Below are 18188 nucleotides of genomic sequence, written 5' to 3'. Positions count from 1 at the left end.
ACCCAGAGAAATAGGGGTGGCTCCTGTTTCTCTTCAGATGCTGACCTTAATTTTTTGCTAGAGCTACGGGGTTGAGCCGACCTGGGTTAATCCCTGAGAGGCCAACCAATCATCAATATCGGCTAAAACGAGGTTAGGGACTTCCCAAGGGAATAAATGGGCGGTTCCCGGATAGCAGTGCCATTGGCTTTTGGGTAGAGCTTGCGCGGTTTCCCAACTGGCATCGGCGGTAATATGACAATCTTGGGCCCCGGCTAAGACTAAGGTGGGGCATTGGATCTGAGGGAGGGCTTCTCGGCGATCGTAGCGCTCTCTCAGGGCCCGATTTAGGGCGCGGTTAGCCGCCCCAGAGGTGGTCAGATAGGCTCTTGTGCCTGCTTGCGCTAAATAGCGGTAGGCTTGGGGAGTATGTTGGTGGATCAAATAGCGAAAGAGCGATCGCCTGCCAAATTGCTCGATATTCCATTGCCATCCCGGTTTGATCCCATTCAACAGGGCCGCTATCCCCGTATACAGGTAATCCAGCCAACCCACAGGCGGATGGTTTCCACGGGGTCTAGCTGCCGTCGCAACCAGAATTAACCCCTTCACCCGTTGCGGATGCCTCAGAGCCAATTCTAGGGCGAGAATGCCTCCTAAAGACCATCCCAAGAGCAAAAAGGGGCCAATCTCGAACCGCTCCAATAGGGCCTCTAGATCGGTTAAATGATCGACTAATTCAAATTCTTCTCGCACCTGAGAGCGACCATACCCGCGCAAATCTGGGGCCAACGTCCAAAACTGTCTAGAGAGGCGATCGGTAAACACGGACATGGAGCTACCCGTACCCGGATGGCCATGTAAACACAGCACCGGGAACCCTTCCCCCTTCAACTCCACAAACAAATCCTTGCTCATGGTACAATCTCAAACTCCCTCAATGCGGGGAGAAAATTATGATTTTCATGGCTGGGACGACTGAGTTTAATTAAGGCAAAACGCTGGGCTGGACTCAATCTAGCCCATTGTTGTAGGGTCAAATCAACCTCTACACTCTCAGCCTTCTGTGCGACCAGGGTGGGGATCGTGGTTGCATCCATCCAGGGGCGATCGGGATCGATGTCGAGATCCTGGGGAAAGTTTCCCGTTTTGGCCAATACCAACTCTCGCAACCGTTGCCGATAGGCCTGCTGTTCCTCCAGGGTCTCACAAGATAAAGCCATCAGTCCTTCTCTCTCCTCTACCGTGAACTGATGCCAATGGGTTAATTTCAGTTTCACTCCACAATTATCGAGTTTCATCCGCACCTGCATGGGAATACAGCGCAGGTCTTGTACAAAATCCGTTTCAAACTGAAAGAAAGATCGGTTGTCGCCCTGATTATTGCTCATGAAGGATCTGTTGATGAGGGATTTTACAGAGTGTAGCAACTCATGAGGTTGTGCGATCGAATGTCATCACAGAAGTTGCATAAAAGTTGGTGTCATTTTTTAGGGTTAGAAGGAGATGAATATGAACTCATGCTCAATCGAGAGTTGATCTTAGCCATCGCAAAAAATAAAGTTATGTCTCGATCGCAAGAAGCATTATAGAACTTTTTTTGATTTTCATGCATTTACACTTAGATTCACACCATTTTCAACCAGCTAAAGACTTGATTTACCGTTAGAGTCAGGTTGATATCCCTGAGAACCGGAAGAACGACATCGCCTTGACAGATAACAGGCTGTTGCTGAGGCATTAAACATAAGATACTGAGATCGTCTGGATCGATAAACCAGCCCAGATTGCTGCCCTGATTTAAACAATACAGAATATTGCTTAATACCTTATTGGGACGCTGTTCAGGGGAAAGAATCTCAACGATCCAATCTGGGGGGATATTAAAGTTATCGGGAACTTCACCCTCGGAGGTAAAGGGTATACGATCCCAGCGAAAAACCGATACATCAGGCACAATAGATCGCGTGCCAAAACTACATCTTAATTCTGGGAAAGCGTAAGCAATTTTTCCCTCTTCTGAAACTTGATTAATCGTAGCGCAGAGTTTTCCCTGCAAACGGCTGTGTCTACCTTTAGGCATCGGCTTCTGAACAATTTCCCCATTAATATACTCATTCGCTGGTTTGGTTTCTGGTTGCTGCAAAAATTGTGGCAGTGTCAGGGTTGGGGTAAGGAGTTCTGCCATATTGACGACTGGAACAAGTGAGTTTTCAGCTTCTATTGTAGCAAAGTTGAGAGCCGCGATCGCCTGCTTCACTGGATTTAGTCGCTTGTATAGGTTCTTCGAGTCATTCTACATTCATGGCGTTCGCTTTCCAGGTGAGATCGAATAAATCGCCTAAAATGGGGACAATTCCGGGTTGAAGCACCCAGAGATGATTTAACATAAAAACATAAACCCAATTCACCCACTATTCCATGACCAAAACAGCAATCATTACAGGAGTTACAGGTCAAGACGGTTATTACTTGAGTCAGCTACTCTTAGGAAAAGGATATCATGTGGTCGGATTAGTCTCTCCTCAACGACAAAAAAATGTTTCTAAACTGGGAGAGTTAGGGGAACAGATCGAGATTTATCCTGTGGAGTTAACGGATAGTCAAGCTCTGATTGAGATGGTTGAAGCCAAGCATCCCGATGAAATTTATAATCTCGCTGCCCCTAGTTTTGTTCCGGCTTCTTGGGATGACCCGTTAGGGACATTAGACTTGGTGACGGGAACAGCAACACGCCTGTTAGATGCAGTACGTCAAGCGAATTTAAACACCCGATTTTATCAGGCCAGCAGTTCGGAAATGTTTGGGGATGTGCGCTGTTCTCCCCAGGATGAAGAAACCGCATTTCGACCAAAAAATCCCTATGCAGCCGCTAAACTTCATGCCCATTGGACAATGGTTCATCACCGAGAAAGGTATGGGTTGTTTGCTTGTAGTGGAATTTTATATAATCATGAATCTCCGCGACGACCGCAAAATTTTGTTACTCGTAAAGTGTCTTTAGCGGCCGCTTCAATTAAGTTGGGTGTGAGAGAAAGTTTAGAGATGGGAAGTTTAGAAGCGAAACGAGATTGGGGCTATGCAGGGGATCATGTGGAGGCGATGTGGCGAATGCTGCAAGCTGATGAGCCGGAAGAGTATGTGATTGGCACAGGAAAACTCCACAGTGTGCAAGATTTAGTGGCTACAGCGTTTGCTTGTGTGGATTTAAATTGGGAAGATTATGTAACGATTAATCCGAAGTTTTTACGGCAAGATGAGCATTTTCAATTGGTGGCGAATCCGACTAAGGCGAAGACGAAATTGGGGTGGAATCCCCAGGTGAGTTTTGAGCAATTAATTGAGAAAATGGTACAGCATGATTTAGAGTTGTTAGAACGTGGGGAGATAGGGGGATAGGGAGATGGGGGTATGGGGAGATCGTCTATTACCTATTACTTATTAACTATTACTATGGATATATTTGTGTTTTTGGAGATCTTTAGCTTGGAAGGGGGTATCCAATCCTATGTTAAAGATATTCTTAGGAGTTATGTTGAATTGTCTAGTGAACACCCGGATCGACGGGCTGAAGTGTATCTGTTGCGGGATGAAGCGGGATGTGATAATCCGTTTGAGGGTAAACCGGGTCTGAAGTTTTATTACTTCAAAAAAGATCAAGCTTGGTTGGGTCGCACCTATTTAGCGAGTACCTTATTTTTACGTTTGCTGCAAGAAAGGCCTCGTCGGGTGTTTTGCGGCCATGTGTACTTAGCGCCCTTGATCCAAATTTTATGTCAGCCTTTGGGCATTCCTTATACGGTTTTGACCTATGGTAAGGAAGCGTGGGAACCTTTAGCGCCTAAATATCGCGATGCATTGGCTAAGGCGGAATGGATTTGGACAATTAGCCGCTATAGTCGGGATCGGACGAGTGCGAATAATAACCTCGATCGCCAAAAATTTGAATTGCTTCCCTGTGCGATCGATGGGAAGGTGTTTACTCCAGGGCCGAAAAATCAGGAGTTGGTACAAGCTTACCAGTTGGAGAATGCTAAGGTGCTGATGACGGTGGCCCGGTTGTGGAGTGGGGATATTTATAAGGGGGTGGATGTGACGATCAGAGCGCTGCCAAAAATTGCCCATGCGATCCCGAATGTGAAGTATTTGGCGATCGGTCGGGGAGACGATCGCCCCCGGTTGGAGAAGTTGGCCGCGGATCTGGGCGTGAGCGATCGCGTTATATTTGCTGGTTTTGTCCCCAATGAGGCCTTGGTGGATCATTATCGTCTGGCGGATGCTTATATTATGCCGTCCCAAGAAGGGTTTGGGATTGTATATCTTGAAGCCATGGCCTGTGGTGTTCCCGTATTATCGGGCGATAATGATGGTTCTGCCGATCCCTTGCAAGATGGGCGTTTGGGGTGGCAAGTGCCCTACCGAGACCCGGAAGCGGTAGCAATTGCCTGTATTGAAATTCTGCAAGGGGGCGATCGCCGTTGTCAGGGTTCTTGGTTACGGGAACAAGCTCTCTCTGGGTTTGGAAAACCGGCCTTTACCCAACGGTTAGCTCAACTGCTTTATGACTGACAATTGGGCAACTGAGCCATTATTCTAGAAGAAGACAGACCCCAGAAGGAGGCGATCGTGAACTTAGACGGCTGGAAAAAACTTCAGATTAACCTATCCGGTATTGGCTTTTGGTTGGCTATTTTCGGGGGAGTTTGGCTGTTAGGATCGGTAGGTTTGGGTTGGATCGTCCATTCGATCGTCATCTTGATTCTCTTGTTGGCGATCGCCCCTGTAATTCTTCTGATTGGTTTACGCTGGTGGTTGCAACGAAACCTGATTGAGTCATCCTGTCCCGTCTGTCAGACCTCATTTCCCGCCTTGAATAAGACTCAAGTGCGCTGTCCCGGTTGTGGGGAACCCCTACAAGTGGCTTCTGGCAAGTTTACCCGACTGACTCCCGATGGCACTATTGACGTAGAGGCGATCGATGTCTCTGTGCAGCAAATCGAAGACCGAGGAAGTTAGTCGGGGCGAAAAATTTTTCGCCCCTACATATACCGTCATTGTAGATATCTCATGGTGTCTCATTCGTATTCAAATCGACTATATCTTTCTCGATCTCCAGATTTTAGCTGAAAGGGCCAACGGATGTTCACTTATAACCCATAGATAAAGGTAATCAACAAGGGAACCGTAAACATCATTAGTAAACTCAAGGGTGCGCCCACTTTAGTAAAGTCAAAAAACTTATACCCTCCCGGACTATAGACCATAGCATTGGTTTGATATCCAATCGGAGTCATAAAACTATTAGAGGCGGCAAATGTGACGGCATACATGAAGGCATAGGGGTTTAAGCCTAGGGTTTTAGCCACTTCTACTGCGATGGGTAACATCAGAATGACGGAGGCATTATTGGAAAGAATTTCGGTAAGGAGAGAAGTAATGACAAAGAAGAATAAAAGTATCCAATAACCGGATAAATGCCCTCCTAAACTGATTAAATTTTCAGCTAACCATTGAGTTGCCCCCGATTTAGTCATGGCTATACCGAGGGGAATTAAACCGGCTAAGAGGAAAATAACATCCCAGCGCACCGCTCCATAAATTTCTCCTGGTTTTAAGCATCCCGTTATAATCATTAATACTACGCCGATTAAAGAACTCAGTAAGATCGGCATAATATCAAAAGCGGATAGCAAGATGACTCCCATGGTAATGCCCAGAGCTATTTTCGCTTTTTTACGCCTTAAACTATCTGCTGGTTTTTCTTCTAGAACCAGCAGTTCGCGAGTTGTTTGTAAACCTACAAAGCTCTGTTTTGGCCCTTGAACCAAGAGCAAGTCACCAAATTTAAGAGAAATTTTTCCCAGCCGTCCTTGGACTAATTCGGAACCTCTTCTAATGGCTAAAACTGTAGCATTGTAGCGTTGTCTAAATCTCAGGTCTTTTAAGGTAGTTCCAATTAATCTAGAATTGGATAAAATCAGAACTTCAGCAATTTTTTCTTCTCCGGAAGCGAGGACTTTTTCTAGGGGTTGTTCTTGAAATTTGACATCGGCTAAAATTTCGAGTCCCTTAGATTCACGAATTTTGAGTAATTCCTCGCGGCTGCTGCGAATTACGAGAATATCGCCAGCATTCAAGACTTTATCAGCTAGAGGTTGGGAAAAGCGCTGTTTATCACGAATAATTTCCAGAACATCTAAGTCAAATTTACGCTGAATTTTGGTTTGTTGTAAAGTCTTACCAATTAAGCTTGAACGAGGACTAATAACGACTTCACTTACATAGTCATTGAGGTTATAGTCTTCTCCTGCAAGGTTGTTTTCATGATTGGGAAGTAATTTAGGAGCGACTAAGGACAGATAGGTTAACCCGATAATAAAGACCATTAAGCCCAATTGGGTAAACTGAAAGACTGAAAACTCACCATAGCCGAGTTGGGCAGATACACCACTGGCGAGAATATTGGTTGATGTGCCAATTAGGGTGATTAATCCGCCTAAAATAGTCGAATAGGATAGGGGAATAAGAAGTTTACTGGGGGATATTTTTTTGCGTTTGCTCCACTCTTCGATAATGGGGAGAAAAATAGCGACAATGGCCGTATTGTTGATGAAGGCTGAGATGGGGCCGACAATTGAACCCATGACAAAAATTTGCTGTGAGGGATGATTTCCGCCCCAACGGAGCATCCAGTTCCGGACGACTTGAATTACGCCAGTTTTGGTGATTCCTGCACTGAGGATAAACATGGCCATGACGGTGATGGTGGCAGAGTTACTAAAGCCAGAAACTCCTTCTTCGGGGGTGACTAAACCCAGTAACATTAAGGTGATGGCAATGGAGAGGGCAGTAATATCGGCAGGAAGCCATTCTGTAATGAAAGAAATTAAACCAAGAATAACAACGGTCAGGGTGAGAATGATGGGCATAGTTGGGGATGGCTAGTTGAGAACAGAATACAGAATAATAATGTAGATGCTGTTCCCTGACGATTGTTGATTATGGGGTGGGGAGTTGTAGCTGTTGTAGTTGGGTGGTATGTTGGGGGCAAAGGGTGGCAACGGCGGCCACAATTACTTTACTACTGAATAATCCGATCGCCTGTGCTTGTGCTGTGGTGATGCCGCCAGCAGCGAGTTGTTGTGCGACAGTATTAATCTGCTCTTCTAGGGTTTGTCCGGAGTTGAGGGCGCTGCATGTTTGTTGGGCTAAGGCGATCGCCTGTTTTTCGCCTATCGCCTGGTAAACTTGGGCTTCCAGGGGAGTTAAGAGGGTGGGAAGGAAGTCTTCAAAACGGACAGATTCGGGAATGGGAAGTTGGGCGCTGACAGGGGAGATGAGGCTGAGGAACAGGGGGGTTAAGCTCATCCAGGAAAGCTTGGAGATTAAGGACATAAGAAGAGATACCAGGTTGCAGTTTAGAGTCTTTCCTAGTTTAGCAAGAGGATCTGGAATTGCCCTAGTCGAGTTCCTCAAAGGTGACTTCGGGTAAGTTGGGGGGAATGATGAGGCGGCGGAAACTGGTTTTATGGCTTTCCCGTTGGGTGAGGAGTTCGACGGCGATCGCCTCAAATTGGATTTCCATGGCTCCTTTGGGCACGGTAAAGTTAAAGATGATACTGCGAGAGCCATGGCTGTCAGGAACCAGATCGACGATCCAGTGGGGTTCATCTAAGAGGGTGCGGGTTTGGGCATCGACTAACCAGTATTTAATATGGAGATGGGGCGATCGCGTGGCTAAAGAGACTTTGATGGGAATCATTTCTTCGGCGATCCAGTCTCGCTCTGGCGCTTCCAGGATGGGAATAGGCAAGGGGGTTAGAAATGAGGGGGGTTCTGACTCAGATGGTGCTTCTGGAGTCTTAGGGAGATCCAACTGGCGATCGCCGCGATCTAAGACAATTTCTTGGGACTCGGCTGCTGGTGCGAGGAGCAAGGGAAAACTGGCCGTTCCTTCTAAGCTATAGGTAGAGTCATCGTCTACGAGTTCTCCCTCAATCACCCGATCATTCTCCTGATCGTCAAATTCTTCCTCAATTACCCGATCCTCTTCTTCGGTATTATCTTCAACCCAATCTTCTGCATCTTTGGCTAGATCGTTGAGTCGCTCGTTAAATTTATCTTGTAGGTGCAGGGAGTGGAAGGCTTCATCCACGGGGGAAGGAGGAGATGGTGCAGGAGGGGGGGAAGTCCCTTCCTGGGGTTGGCGGTTGAGATTTAGGGGCGGTAAGCTAAGGTTGAGCTTGGGTTTGGGGGGTTCAGAGGAGGGCGGAAGTTGGGGTAAATCTTGCTCAGGTGGGGGTTGGGTTCCGTTGAGTGAGGGTAATTGCAGATATTTGACTTTGGAAGAGTCAGAAGGAGGAAAAAGTTGGGGTGGCAGGGAGGAGGAAGGGGTACTTTCCCAGGATGCTTCTATCTCTGCTGGAGATGCTTTAGCGATGTTAAATAGATCGAGGTTGACGGAGGGGGGTTTGACGGGGGGAGGCTGGGGGATGGGATCGCCGGTGAGGGGGAAGGGAAGAATGGGAGGGTGAGGCGTTTCTTCGGTATCGCGGCGATCGGTGATGGCTGCCATGAGTTGTTGCAAACCGATGGTAATACTAAATTGGGTTTCTGTGAGGGCAGTTGGGGGGGTAGGTGTTCCTTGAGCGGGAAGAGCGGGAGTTGCCCAGGAGTCAAAGAGTTGAGCTTGTCCGAGGATAAAGCATAGGGAGGTTAAGGGGGGGAGGTTAAAGCTGTATTCAAAGGGAACGGGAAGGCTTTGGAGAATAAGCTGGTGTTTGAGTTCTTGTAGGGTTTCGAGGTTTTGGGGGTTTTTGAGGGCGATCGCCAGTTGTAAACCGATGGGTTGGGGGAAGGTTTGGGGGCGATTTCCCCGTAGTTGTCCGGTGAGGGTAATGGGGGTGTTGCTGGTTTGCACATACATGGTGCGATCGAGGATCAGTTCTAGGGAGGACAGATCGACGTTTTCCCAGGATGATGAAGTTTCTAAGACTGGGCTAGGTTTGGGTTTAGGTCGCTCTGGGGGGGGAGGAACATCAAAGAAGCTACTATCATACTCTTCTGGCTTTTGTAGCACATCCGCTTCTGTTTCTGCCTCTATTGCGTCGGGTTCTGGATCTAAATATAAGGATTCGAGGGACACCTGATAGGTTTGGGGGGGTTGCTGATCGGGATGGGCAATACAGGCAATTTCCCACACTCCCGGTTTGAGGTAAGTGTAGGGAAAGACGACCATGAGGCCTTCTTTGTTGGTTTGGTGCTGACGGGTTTGAATTTGGGGAGGGGATGAGGGTTGGAGTTGGTAGCTGAGGTGAATGGCGATCGCTGTTTGTGGATAGGGAGAGCGAAGCACCAAGCGATATTGTCCCTCTAAGACTTCTGAGCTAGGGGGTTCTAGGGGTAACCAGGCGCGATCGCCCTCTTTTTGAATCAGAAATTCCCAGGCTTTCATGGTTGCTGGCTTGGAGGAGTACCCATCACGGTTTGCAAATTACGTCCGATCCTAACTTAATTAGGGTCTTCTTGGGCTAGGGAGTTGGTAGATCGGGTTTCTGGATTAGGAAGAGCGCCTTAAGTCTTGAGAAATTTCACATGATTAATCGTACCATCTTCCTTGAGCGATTTAATTTCTACGGTTACTTTGCCACTGTCAGGAATATCATTAAAGTTTTTCGGTTCTTTTTCTTCATAAAAAAATTCGGCAATTTCGTACTTGACTTTGTTGCCCTTTTTCTTTTCAACAACACGAGCCTCTATTGGCTTACCCACCTCTGGTTTAATCCGATCTCGGAACTGTTCTAACTTTTCTTGACGTACCTGTTGTTTATCAGAAGGAATATCATGGGGACTGGGATCTTTTTCGCCAATTGGAGTTGCTTTGTAATACGGCATCAATCGAGCCGCCCAGCCTAAAATATTCAGCATGACGGCTACATCATCCTGATAATCTTTGAGAGACTTTTGGCAAGTTTGAGCAATACTTTTAAGATATTGTTGGGTTTTTCCACTACGGGCAATCGTATTGCCATGACGATCCAATGTCTTCAAATAGTCGAAGAATTTTTTACCAGCATCTGCGCGATCGCTGTAGGCGCGAAGATAGGAGAGGGTTTTACGAAATTCATTATGATCAGTACCATCACGTACCAGTTGAGCGGCGATCGCCTCAGCCACTTGCCATTGAGTCGGGGTTAAATCTGTTGTTTCCATCAGTACATCCCCTCTGGTGCATGGTAATCTGTTGGCCATTTCAGGATCTGAGCCAGTTTTTCAAGTTGTGGTTTTTCAATCAAGCTCTCATGAGCCGCTTTTAATGCCTGATTCACTAAATCCTGTCGCGCTTGATCGGTGAGGCGATCGCTGTCCGAAATAGTATACTGATGGTATCGCTGTTGCCAATCAGGCCGTTCTAGCGCCTCAATTTCAACCCTCATTGTACCCATGCCAACGGGTTTACCGCCACCGACTTTAAGGGCGATCGCATAGTTGGGATCTTGACCAAGAGAAATCAGTAGCGTCCCCAATTGAGCCAGGGATAAATTCTTAAATTGGAGAGTTGTTTTAAACTGATACTCAGTTCCTGCCTGCTGGACTGAAACACCGCCTTTACTCACAGCCTCCACTGCATTATAGTAAAATTTTCGTCCAATAGCTTTCCCATTTTTCAAGTAAGCTTGTCGCTTATTAGAAGGAGGATAAAGCGACCGCATAGAACCCGTAACTGGCTTCAGTTGTTCGCAGATAGCATCAGTAAAGTGAATTAAGCCTTGCCAATTCAATGCACCAAAAACAAGACTAGCTGGACAAAGTTGATCTTTGTTTTGGCAAGGTAGCCGATCTAGAGGCATCTTATCTTTATTGCTAACTACTGCAAGGGTACTGTTAGTAATTGCTTCATAAATAGAGCGCATAACCCCTTTAAAAGAACTGCCAGGAATAATCAGTTTTTGTTGCTGTCCTTGAGTCATGGTTTGAATCAGTGGCGCACGCTCGCCGATATCTGTTCCCATCACTAAAATTCCAGTGGATACATGCACAGGAGTTTTCACGGCCAGCCTTAAAGTGAGCTTACCATGCAGAAGATCTTTGCGGTAGCGATCGTGTCCCACAGGAGGCTTAAGATCCGGTTTTTTTGCGGGAAATGGCACTAGATCGTAAGGTTTTGATCCAGAATTTTGAGGATCTGTTTTTTTAGGTGGGATGGGTCGATTAGGTGGGTTAGGCATAACTTCTTAAAGAACAGTAAGGGAGACAAAGTGAACCGTAGAAGTTTCTACATCAATAAAGTAACGCTGACCTAAATTAATGGGTTGATGGTGATTTTTTTTAGGAAAGCGGGTTTCATTTTTGCGGTAGAGATGGGCAGGTTTAATCTTGGTTAACCAAGTTTTACCGAGAGGATGAAAATCTTCATGTATCCCTTCTTCATTTAATAATAGTAGGCTAAAATTATCTCCTTTTTTTTGCCAGCGAAGTTCTTTTTGGTCATCAAATATTTGACCCTCTGGGCTAGGAAAATCTATAGGTAAACTCTGGGAAAAGCCACTGACTTGGTGAGGCCACCTGAGAAAAAAATAAGACTTTTCTATTTTGAGCGATTCTAGGAGCGATCGCAATTTCTCTGCTGAATCAACAGTACAAGTTCCCACAAATGCGCTCATGCTGTCACCCCCAAAACCTTACTCCATGCCTTCACTGACCGTATAAATAAATCTTTGACCTGTTCTGCTCCTGACCAGGTAAGTTTTACGCCAAACCCAAACTCCATCAGCGATCCAGCTACAGGCGTTTGCTGGCAATCGGGCTGAGAAAATCCGTATTGATTGGCTTCATCAGCGTCTAAAAACTCTCCAGCCCCCAATAACATCGTTTTATGCCATTGCCGATTTGAACCCATCGCTTTAATTTGGTCATTGTCTAAAATACAGCCAGGATATTGAACAACTGCCTGATTAAAAGCCACTTTAACTAATCCCATCCCGCGAGACTTAGCATAACCCAAACCAAACCACCCATCATCGAGATCTCGCAATACCAAAGCGATCAATCCTAATTGTGCCAAAGTGAAGTTTTTGAGGTGAATTTTCGTGCGAAATTCCCCAGCAGTACAGACTTCATAATTAAATGGCCCAACAGCCACAGAGCCAAATACTCGGTCAATTGCAACCCCATTCCGTTCTTCAATTTTGAGTTGCTGGCAATCGACGGGATAAGCATCTTCAATCCGAACTCGACTGGCAATTTCTGTGCTGCCAAACATTTGATCGGTAAAACAGGATAACTTGTAAATTTCTGGTGCTGATTTTTTACTGAGATATTCATGGTTATCTTTAATCGGATCGTTCGCCCAGATTCCCTGACCATTACTTTTATGACCTCCCACTGTCCGCACAATCCGCTCTGCGTGGGCACGAATGGCCCCTTTAAGCGAACTACCCGGCAGATAAATGGATCGTCTTCCCTGATAATAAGTATCCACAAATTCCATATCTGGTTTTGTGGGATCGGCTCCCTGTTTTCCTGACTTAATCAGGAGCGGGCCACAGGGAGAAATATTCAGGTCAAGAATGCAGTGATTGACATAGCGCTGGTGCATCATTTTCTCCTTATGAATTGACTGGAGTGGAGGAAGATATTTTACTTTTTAAGTGATTGATAAGCGCTTCAGTCCAAGTATTTTTGTACTCTTGAAAGCGTTCGGGACTCAGCTTGTAGTCATTATCTTTTTCATCATTGATCAATCGTTGGAGATAGGTTAGCAATTCCTGTGGATTATCTTGAGGATCGATCCAGCAAACCTCTGAAATTTCTAATCGTACAACGCCTAACCCTCGCGATCGCCCGCCCCCCAGGGGAATTTGCTCCGTTTCCAACTGATGTAAGCCAATGATGAGTAAGCCTAATTCCAAATCTTCAGCATTTTCAACCACAGCTTTAAATTCAAAAGGCGTTCCGGCAGGGACAACTTGAAAATCATAAAGTTTGCCCTCAGCCGCAGTTTCTGTATCCCGATCTAGGCAAACACCATCCCGTTCTTGATATTGCCCGAACCAGGCATCAGGAATGACTGTTAAATCGCGAACTTGTAGTTTTCCTGCTATCCAAGGCGCACCAAATAGACGAGAAACTAGATCGGTTTGATCGAGTAATGCTGCTGTTAAATCGGCATCATTAGCCGCCGTTTGCTTTTGATCTTTTATCCACCGTGTCCAAGTCGATCCGGTAAGTTCGCTAGGCTCAATGGCTAGTTGAGGATCAATGGCACGTAAAAAGCTTTCTAGGCGCGATCGCAATGCTCCTTTAAAGCTTGAACCCGGAATAAAAGGTCTTCCGAGGGCATCTTTAATCACGGGCAAATCAGAACCGATGGGTTCACTCGATCTCCCTTTAGAAATTCGCAAAGCGGTGACAGTTGTCAGAGTTCCGGTAATTTCTAGCCGGTTTTTGAAGACATCAAACATAATGGGTTACCTCAGTCATTTTTTTGCTTGCTTATTAAGGTATACTAAGCGGCGAGAACCATAGCCAAGATAGCGCCGAATGAGTTCAATATGGATCACTTTTTCATAGCTACTTCCTGCTTTTTTCTTGATGTCTTCTGCTTTAGATTTCAACTGACCATCAATATCAGTAATAATGCGTTCAGCCAATGAACCTGCTCCGCGCCCCCATTTTTTGTCTCTACCTACCTGATAGCGGAGAAAATTCTTAATCACTTCTGAACTGGTCGTTGTTTCTGATACTCGGAGCAAGTTACGAAATTGAGCCTCTTCTAGTTGACCCTCTCTCGTTCCTTTATCTAAAGCATCTTCAATCCAACGAACCAATTCATCCTCAGCTTCACGGATACCTTTTTGTACTTGTAGTTCAATCTTTTGTTCTGGGTCAACATTCATACTGCATTCTCCCGAAAGATATGATGAAATGTGTTACAAACTTGTACTTGACCAAAGCCTTCTAGAGTGCGATCGCCCACACCCTGATATTCTAATTCCTTTAAAGCATCGATCCATACCTCTATTTTAGGCGTACTGAACAAAAAAACCGATCCTTTTTTAGTAATAAGCTCAACATCTTTCATCAGTCCCCATGCAGAATTCCAGCCTGACCAATAATCATAACTGCTGTAGGTTCCATGAAGCCGTAAATCAGGATCTTCAACTCTCGTCATAGCACAGAGCATCGCTGGTGAAATTACCATTGTCCGCCGCCATTGCTCAGTGAGAATGGCATCAGACTGTAAATCAAGAGTAAAAAACTGATGGTCTTGAATCAATGAATCTTGAGACTTCTCAAAAACCTCATTCCAAACTTCCCAGCGCTGTTTGAAAACCGTATTAAATTGATTAACTCTGGCTTCAGTTTCAGATTCATAATCTGTAACTTCTGCTTGAATTTCCACCTTACCCAATCCCCGCGATGTCGATCCCCCCAATCGCAAGTGACTTGAAATAAGATAATTCCTTAAATCTTCAGAAAGCTCTCTATCTTTCAAATAAACATGACTCTCAAAATATTTATCTTTTTGATTTTCGCTAATCACTTCAATGCTGTAGAGTATCTCCTCTTCTGCCGTAGATCTGCGACGATTAATTCCGACTCTAGTTAATAATCGCTTTTCAGCATTATGGGATGTATACTGACCATTTTTAACACTATAAAAACCACTAAACGGTTCTACTCTCCCCCTATTTTTTGGACAATTTGGATCGTACAATTGACCATGAAAGTCTGCACAAACTCGGTCAATTAATGTATCAAAAACACCAGCATTTTTCGATTTTTCTGATTGGAAACCAGGGTCAGATTTAGAACTGACTGCCGTTGCTGGTAAAACATAAACTTCTTCTCCTTCTACAGTTGGGTAGGCATTAGTAAAAATTGCTGCTTCTTGATCGACAAAAAGCGTCTGAAAATCGCCACCAGGACGATCTGGATCAACACCAGGTTGGCGGAGGATATGAGCAGCAACTGCACCGCGAATCACCGATCCAGGGATATAGTCTTGAGCTTCACTGATTGAACCTCCCGGTTTTTGGCGGCTAATTGCCAATGGTGAAAGAGCTTTAATTTTAAGTTTAATTTCTTTCATTAGGGACTCTCTTGCGCTAAAAAACTCCAAGCTGTTTGATCGATATTTTCCTTTTTACCAACCTCCCATGTCAGCCAACCCAATCCGGCTGACTTACTTCCCCCTAATGCATGAATATGCTTAATGGCTGATAAGAGGAGAATACTGGCATAACTGGGACAATTTGGCTCTAGATAAATACAGCCTTTGAAGGGTAGTTTTAAATTCATTGCTGAAGTTTCCAGAAAAAATAATTTTTTCTCTTCTGCGGTTTGGCGGCGACGATTAATTGTGACACCAGGACGTAGGGCTTCAGGTAAATTTTGGGGATCTTCTTGACAAATTAAATCATCCACAAGAATCCGCGATCGCAGAGTTGGATTACCAAAAATTTGGCAAACTAAACAGTGGTAAGATTCATCATCATAAACTTTAACCTTATATTCTTCTCGATGAAAATCATCTTCATCACCAAAATTTGCTCTTTGTGGACACATGGTTTGCGGATTAGGGGATTCACAAATGGGCCATTTTAGTCCACGTAATAACTTTTCACATTCGTGGCGCAAGCGACCTTTTAAATGAGATCCAGGAATCAACAATTTACCCTCAGCAGTGCGAACAATTGGCTTATCTGCTAAAGAACCCGATGAACCACCTGCGCCAACACATAGAGCGGTATCAATGGAAGCAGTTAGCTCAATGGTATGGTAAGAATTTGGCATTAATGTACTTAATTGAACCATTAGGAAACCTCCGCTTCACTTTCGATAGATTGTTCAGATGTTTTGTCTGGCTCTTCTACAAATGGATAGAGATCAACCAGTTCACGCCAAATTGTTTCATAGGTGGTGCTAGAATCTTCTTTTAATGACATCCAAGGGGCTAAATTACCCCCATTATTCGGATCTTTAGGTGGACACCAAGCTTTTTCAAATTTTTCGAGTAGAGGCTGTTGTTTTTCTTCCTTTAACCGCACTCGAAAATAGCGGTAGTTCAAGATAGCAGTATTCTTGCCTTGTTCTAGTAAACTCCGAACCTGGTAAAGTTGCGATCGCGGAAATTCAGAATCTTTCAGGGCCTTAACTGTTTCGAGTAATCCACCTATTTCATGCAAAGTATAGGGTGCAGCATAAAGCTTGAGCTTAGGCTTACCTTCAATCACTAATCCCTTTTCACGAAATTTTACAATACTAGAAGATAGCATCGTGACCGATTTCATTACTAAAAAGTCAATCGTCCCCCCATAATAACTCAAATCTTTCTTAGCTTCTTTTGCTTTTTTCTTAGCAGACTTGAGGAGTTGATTGGCCAAGTTTTCCGCATAGTAAATGGGAGTATCGAGCGCTGTAATTAATACGCCAATAGACATGCTTAGTTGACATTGAAAACTGGGAGGTTCACCAAGTTTACAGCGATGAATTGTGCTTTCTGGTTTCTGTACTTTTTCAGGAGATACCGCTAAAGAAGGATCGAGAGTTAGTAAAATCTTTTCAAACTCTTCACCAATAGTTTTAGCGATTTCCAAGGCTTTTTCTGCCGGGACAATTAGCATTACATCATCGCCGCCAATCGTCAAAATCTCAAAAGGATGAATCCATTTTCCATTCCGGTTTTCATTGTCCGAATCATTCAAACCTTCGAGCTTGCGTGGCTTGAGATGCCGTTCTAATGCTTTGTAAACCGATTTTTCTGTAGCTCTAGATACATTTTCACTAAATTTCTGATATTCTTGTGGTGTTTTGATTTTCTGAATATAACCTCCCATGTTATTACCATCAGCATAAAGATAAGCAACAAAACCTTGAGGCTCACTTATATTACCCAATTCACGGAGCGATCGCGCTTCTTTGTGAGAGTCTTCTAAATGTTGATACTCAGGACAATTACGGTATGGTGAATTAGGTGAATCAGAGGTTAGATAACCTTCAAATTTGCTCACCCAACTGTTAAATTCACCTGGCTCCCAATTAAGCCATTCTGATGACTTATACCAGCCTATATTTTGACTATCACGCTTGGATTTTTGACCCGCAATTCGTTTACGGGCTAGGGAATCAGATAACCAAGGCTTACTAGGTAAACGTTGAGCTTGACGCACAGCAGAACGGTGTTCAGTTTCGTCTCGTCGCACATAGGGATGGGTTTCAAACATAGGTGGATAACGACGACTTGGGCGGTTTTCTTGAGGCTGTTCATAGCCACTGCGACGCTGATTAAAGCAAGTAGCTAATTGGCCGACCAGTTCATTAAAACTCTTACGATCTTTAAAGTTTTTAGAAGGATCGGAATCCGATTGGCCATAATAGGCTTCAACTAAAGGATGTGAGCTATTGCGTTGATACCATTCTAGCCAATTAGTCTCTTCAATAGGTTTTTTGAGTAGACCAAAACGGAGTTCTAGAAATCGAAATGTATCACCTACAGCACAAGAATTAGCCGTTAAAGTTTCTTCAGTGTATCGCTTTTCAATGGCATTAGCCAGTTGATCAATATATGCGGCTGGACAAAAGGCAAGAATATTACCCCCTGTGGAATAAATAATTAACTCAGGAATGAGAGCCTGATGTAATCCTGGGAAATTTTCTGGTTGCTCTAACCACTGTTTAATTAACGTCGATTCACCTTGACCAAAGAAAGCAGGAATATCTATAAGATTAATGCGGTCTAGAAGCGCAGAAGCGCCCCGAATATCTTGTAGATTTGAGGCTTCAAAAACATACTGTTTAATTTTTGTTGCTCCTCCATAAACCAACCCAATCTTGGTATTCCATAAATTGGGGTTTTCCTCACTCAGTTTTTGCAATTGCTCCACAGTCTCAGGATAAGGCAATTCTGCCAACTTTTGAGCCTGCTCAACAAAAGGCTTGACTTCTGCTGGTAAATCTCCTTGAGCTAGAAGAACATTTCTCATCTGCTGTAGATGTTCAATACCGATCTGGGGCTGCTGCTCTTCACCCCAAGCGAGACACCAAGCAATGCCAATTAAAAGAAGATTTATTGGTTTCCGCATAGGTTTTTGGTGCATTGGATTTTCAGGATGTTTGCTGGCTGATTTTGTTTTTGGCATTTGCATAAGTTGTGATAGGCAAAGTTGGGATTTGATTGGTTTTAATGTCATGAATTTTTATTCCCA

The 18188-nt window shown here is 44.6% G+C and carries 20 protein-coding genes; 4 read left to right on the top strand and 16 right to left on the bottom strand.

Annotated features, from left to right (window positions below):
* Positions 1 to 63 precede the first annotated feature (63 nt).
* Both AC3FZD_RS05945 and AC3FZD_RS05940 read right to left on the bottom strand, forming a co-directional pair.
* The gene (locus AC3FZD_RS05945; protein ID WP_488739245.1) at positions 64 to 897 is read right to left on the bottom strand and encodes an alpha/beta fold hydrolase; all 834 of its coding nucleotides are present in this window, start codon (positions 895 to 897) and stop codon (positions 64 to 66) included.
* Positions 894 to 1370 (bottom strand): nitrate reductase associated protein, encoded by a 477-nt coding sequence (locus tag AC3FZD_RS05940; RefSeq protein ID WP_488739244.1) that lies wholly within the window; start codon positions 1368 to 1370, stop codon positions 894 to 896. Before AC3FZD_RS05940 ends, AC3FZD_RS05945 begins: the two co-directional genes overlap by 4 nt.
* 60 nt (positions 1371 to 1430) lie before the next feature.
* On the opposite strand from AC3FZD_RS05940, the gene AC3FZD_RS05935 reads away from it, so the two are divergent.
* Positions 1431 to 1571, top strand: a complete 141-nt coding sequence (locus AC3FZD_RS05935; protein ID WP_488739243.1) for a hypothetical protein — start codon at positions 1431 to 1433, stop codon at positions 1569 to 1571.
* Positions 1572 to 1606: 35 nt separating this feature from the next.
* Here the strand turns inward: AC3FZD_RS05935 and AC3FZD_RS05930 are convergent, their stop codons facing one another.
* Together AC3FZD_RS05930 and AC3FZD_RS05925 are read right to left on the bottom strand one after the other, a co-directional pair.
* Positions 1607 to 2167: a Uma2 family endonuclease gene (locus tag AC3FZD_RS05930; RefSeq protein ID WP_347179579.1), complete on the bottom strand. Its 561-nt coding sequence runs from the start codon at positions 2165 to 2167 to the stop codon at positions 1607 to 1609.
* Between the two features lie 103 nt (positions 2168 to 2270).
* Positions 2271 to 2369 carry a DUF4112 domain-containing protein gene (locus tag AC3FZD_RS05925; RefSeq protein ID WP_488739242.1) on the bottom strand — a complete coding sequence of 33 codons (99 nt, stop codon included), beginning with the start codon at positions 2367 to 2369 and terminating at the stop codon, positions 2271 to 2273.
* A 31-nt stretch (positions 2370 to 2400) separates the two neighbouring features.
* Between AC3FZD_RS05925 and AC3FZD_RS05920 the strand changes: the two genes are divergently transcribed.
* From AC3FZD_RS05920 to AC3FZD_RS05910, 3 genes are read left to right on the top strand one after another with little or no spacing between them, the layout of a single operon-like run.
* Positions 2401 to 3378 carry a GDP-mannose 4,6-dehydratase gene (locus AC3FZD_RS05920; RefSeq protein ID WP_488739241.1) on the top strand — a complete coding sequence of 326 codons (978 nt, stop codon included), beginning with the start codon at positions 2401 to 2403 and terminating at the stop codon, positions 3376 to 3378.
* A gap of 54 nt (positions 3379 to 3432) precedes the next feature.
* Entirely contained in the window at positions 3433 to 4548 is a 1116-nt protein-coding gene (locus AC3FZD_RS05915; RefSeq protein WP_488739240.1) for a glycosyltransferase, read from the top strand.
* 57 nt (positions 4549 to 4605) lie between these two features.
* Positions 4606 to 4995, top strand: a complete 390-nt coding sequence (locus tag AC3FZD_RS05910) for a hypothetical protein (protein WP_488739239.1) — start codon at positions 4606 to 4608, stop codon at positions 4993 to 4995.
* A 131-nt stretch (positions 4996 to 5126) separates the two neighbouring features.
* Here the strand turns inward: AC3FZD_RS05910 and AC3FZD_RS05905 are convergent, their stop codons facing one another.
* The 12 genes from AC3FZD_RS05905 to cas10 all read right to left on the bottom strand — a co-directional run bounded on the left by AC3FZD_RS05905 (position 5127) and on the right by cas10 (position 18065).
* Positions 5127 to 6908: an SLC13 family permease gene (locus AC3FZD_RS05905; protein WP_488739238.1), complete on the bottom strand. Its 1782-nt coding sequence runs from the start codon at positions 6906 to 6908 to the stop codon at positions 5127 to 5129.
* Positions 6909 to 6978: 70 nt separating this feature from the next.
* Positions 6979 to 7374, bottom strand: a complete 396-nt coding sequence (locus tag AC3FZD_RS05900) for a DUF732 domain-containing protein (RefSeq protein ID WP_488739237.1) — start codon at positions 7372 to 7374, stop codon at positions 6979 to 6981.
* Positions 7375 to 7438: 64 nt separating this feature from the next.
* On the bottom strand, positions 7439 to 9433 hold the full coding sequence (locus AC3FZD_RS05895; protein ID WP_488739236.1) for a hypothetical protein: 1995 nt from the start codon (positions 9431 to 9433) through the stop codon (positions 7439 to 7441).
* A gap of 119 nt (positions 9434 to 9552) precedes the next feature.
* Positions 9553 to 10191 carry a hypothetical protein gene (locus AC3FZD_RS05890; RefSeq protein WP_488739235.1) on the bottom strand — a complete coding sequence of 213 codons (639 nt, stop codon included), beginning with the start codon at positions 10189 to 10191 and terminating at the stop codon, positions 9553 to 9555.
* A complete protein-coding gene (locus tag AC3FZD_RS05885) occupies positions 10191 to 11207 on the bottom strand; it encodes an RAMP superfamily CRISPR-associated protein (RefSeq protein ID WP_488739234.1) in 1017 nt (338 codons plus the stop codon). The genes AC3FZD_RS05890 and AC3FZD_RS05885 overlap by 1 nt, the downstream gene beginning before the upstream one ends.
* 6 nt (positions 11208 to 11213) lie before the next feature.
* The gene (locus AC3FZD_RS05880) at positions 11214 to 11642 is read right to left on the bottom strand and encodes a hypothetical protein (protein WP_488739233.1); all 429 of its coding nucleotides are present in this window, start codon (positions 11640 to 11642) and stop codon (positions 11214 to 11216) included.
* A complete protein-coding gene (locus tag AC3FZD_RS05875; RefSeq protein WP_488740277.1) occupies positions 11639 to 12577 on the bottom strand; it encodes an RAMP superfamily CRISPR-associated protein in 939 nt (312 codons plus the stop codon). Before AC3FZD_RS05875 ends, AC3FZD_RS05880 begins: the two co-directional genes overlap by 4 nt.
* A gap of 10 nt (positions 12578 to 12587) precedes the next feature.
* On the bottom strand, positions 12588 to 13442 hold the full coding sequence (gene csx7, locus AC3FZD_RS05870; RefSeq protein ID WP_488739232.1) for a type III CRISPR-associated RAMP protein Csx7: 855 nt from the start codon (positions 13440 to 13442) through the stop codon (positions 12588 to 12590).
* A 15-nt stretch (positions 13443 to 13457) separates the two neighbouring features.
* Positions 13458 to 13877 (bottom strand): hypothetical protein, encoded by a 420-nt coding sequence (locus AC3FZD_RS05865; protein WP_488739231.1) that lies wholly within the window; start codon positions 13875 to 13877, stop codon positions 13458 to 13460.
* Positions 13874 to 15073, bottom strand: coding sequence for a type III-D CRISPR-associated RAMP protein Csx10 (csx10, locus tag AC3FZD_RS05860; protein WP_488739230.1), 1200 nt, complete (start codon positions 15071 to 15073; stop codon positions 13874 to 13876). Before csx10 ends, AC3FZD_RS05865 begins: the two co-directional genes overlap by 4 nt.
* On the bottom strand, positions 15073 to 15798 hold the full coding sequence (locus AC3FZD_RS05855) for an RAMP superfamily CRISPR-associated protein (protein WP_488739229.1): 726 nt from the start codon (positions 15796 to 15798) through the stop codon (positions 15073 to 15075). The genes csx10 and AC3FZD_RS05855 overlap by 1 nt, the downstream gene beginning before the upstream one ends.
* Positions 15798 to 18065 (bottom strand): type III-B CRISPR-associated protein Cas10/Cmr2, encoded by a 2268-nt coding sequence (gene cas10, locus AC3FZD_RS05850; protein WP_488740276.1) that lies wholly within the window; start codon positions 18063 to 18065, stop codon positions 15798 to 15800. The genes AC3FZD_RS05855 and cas10 overlap by 1 nt, the downstream gene beginning before the upstream one ends.
* Positions 18066 to 18188 lie beyond the last annotated feature (123 nt).

It is taken from the genome of Roseofilum sp. KMC-1, from assembly GCF_057802075.1.
This window is presented reverse-complemented; position numbering and strand designations above follow the sequence as displayed.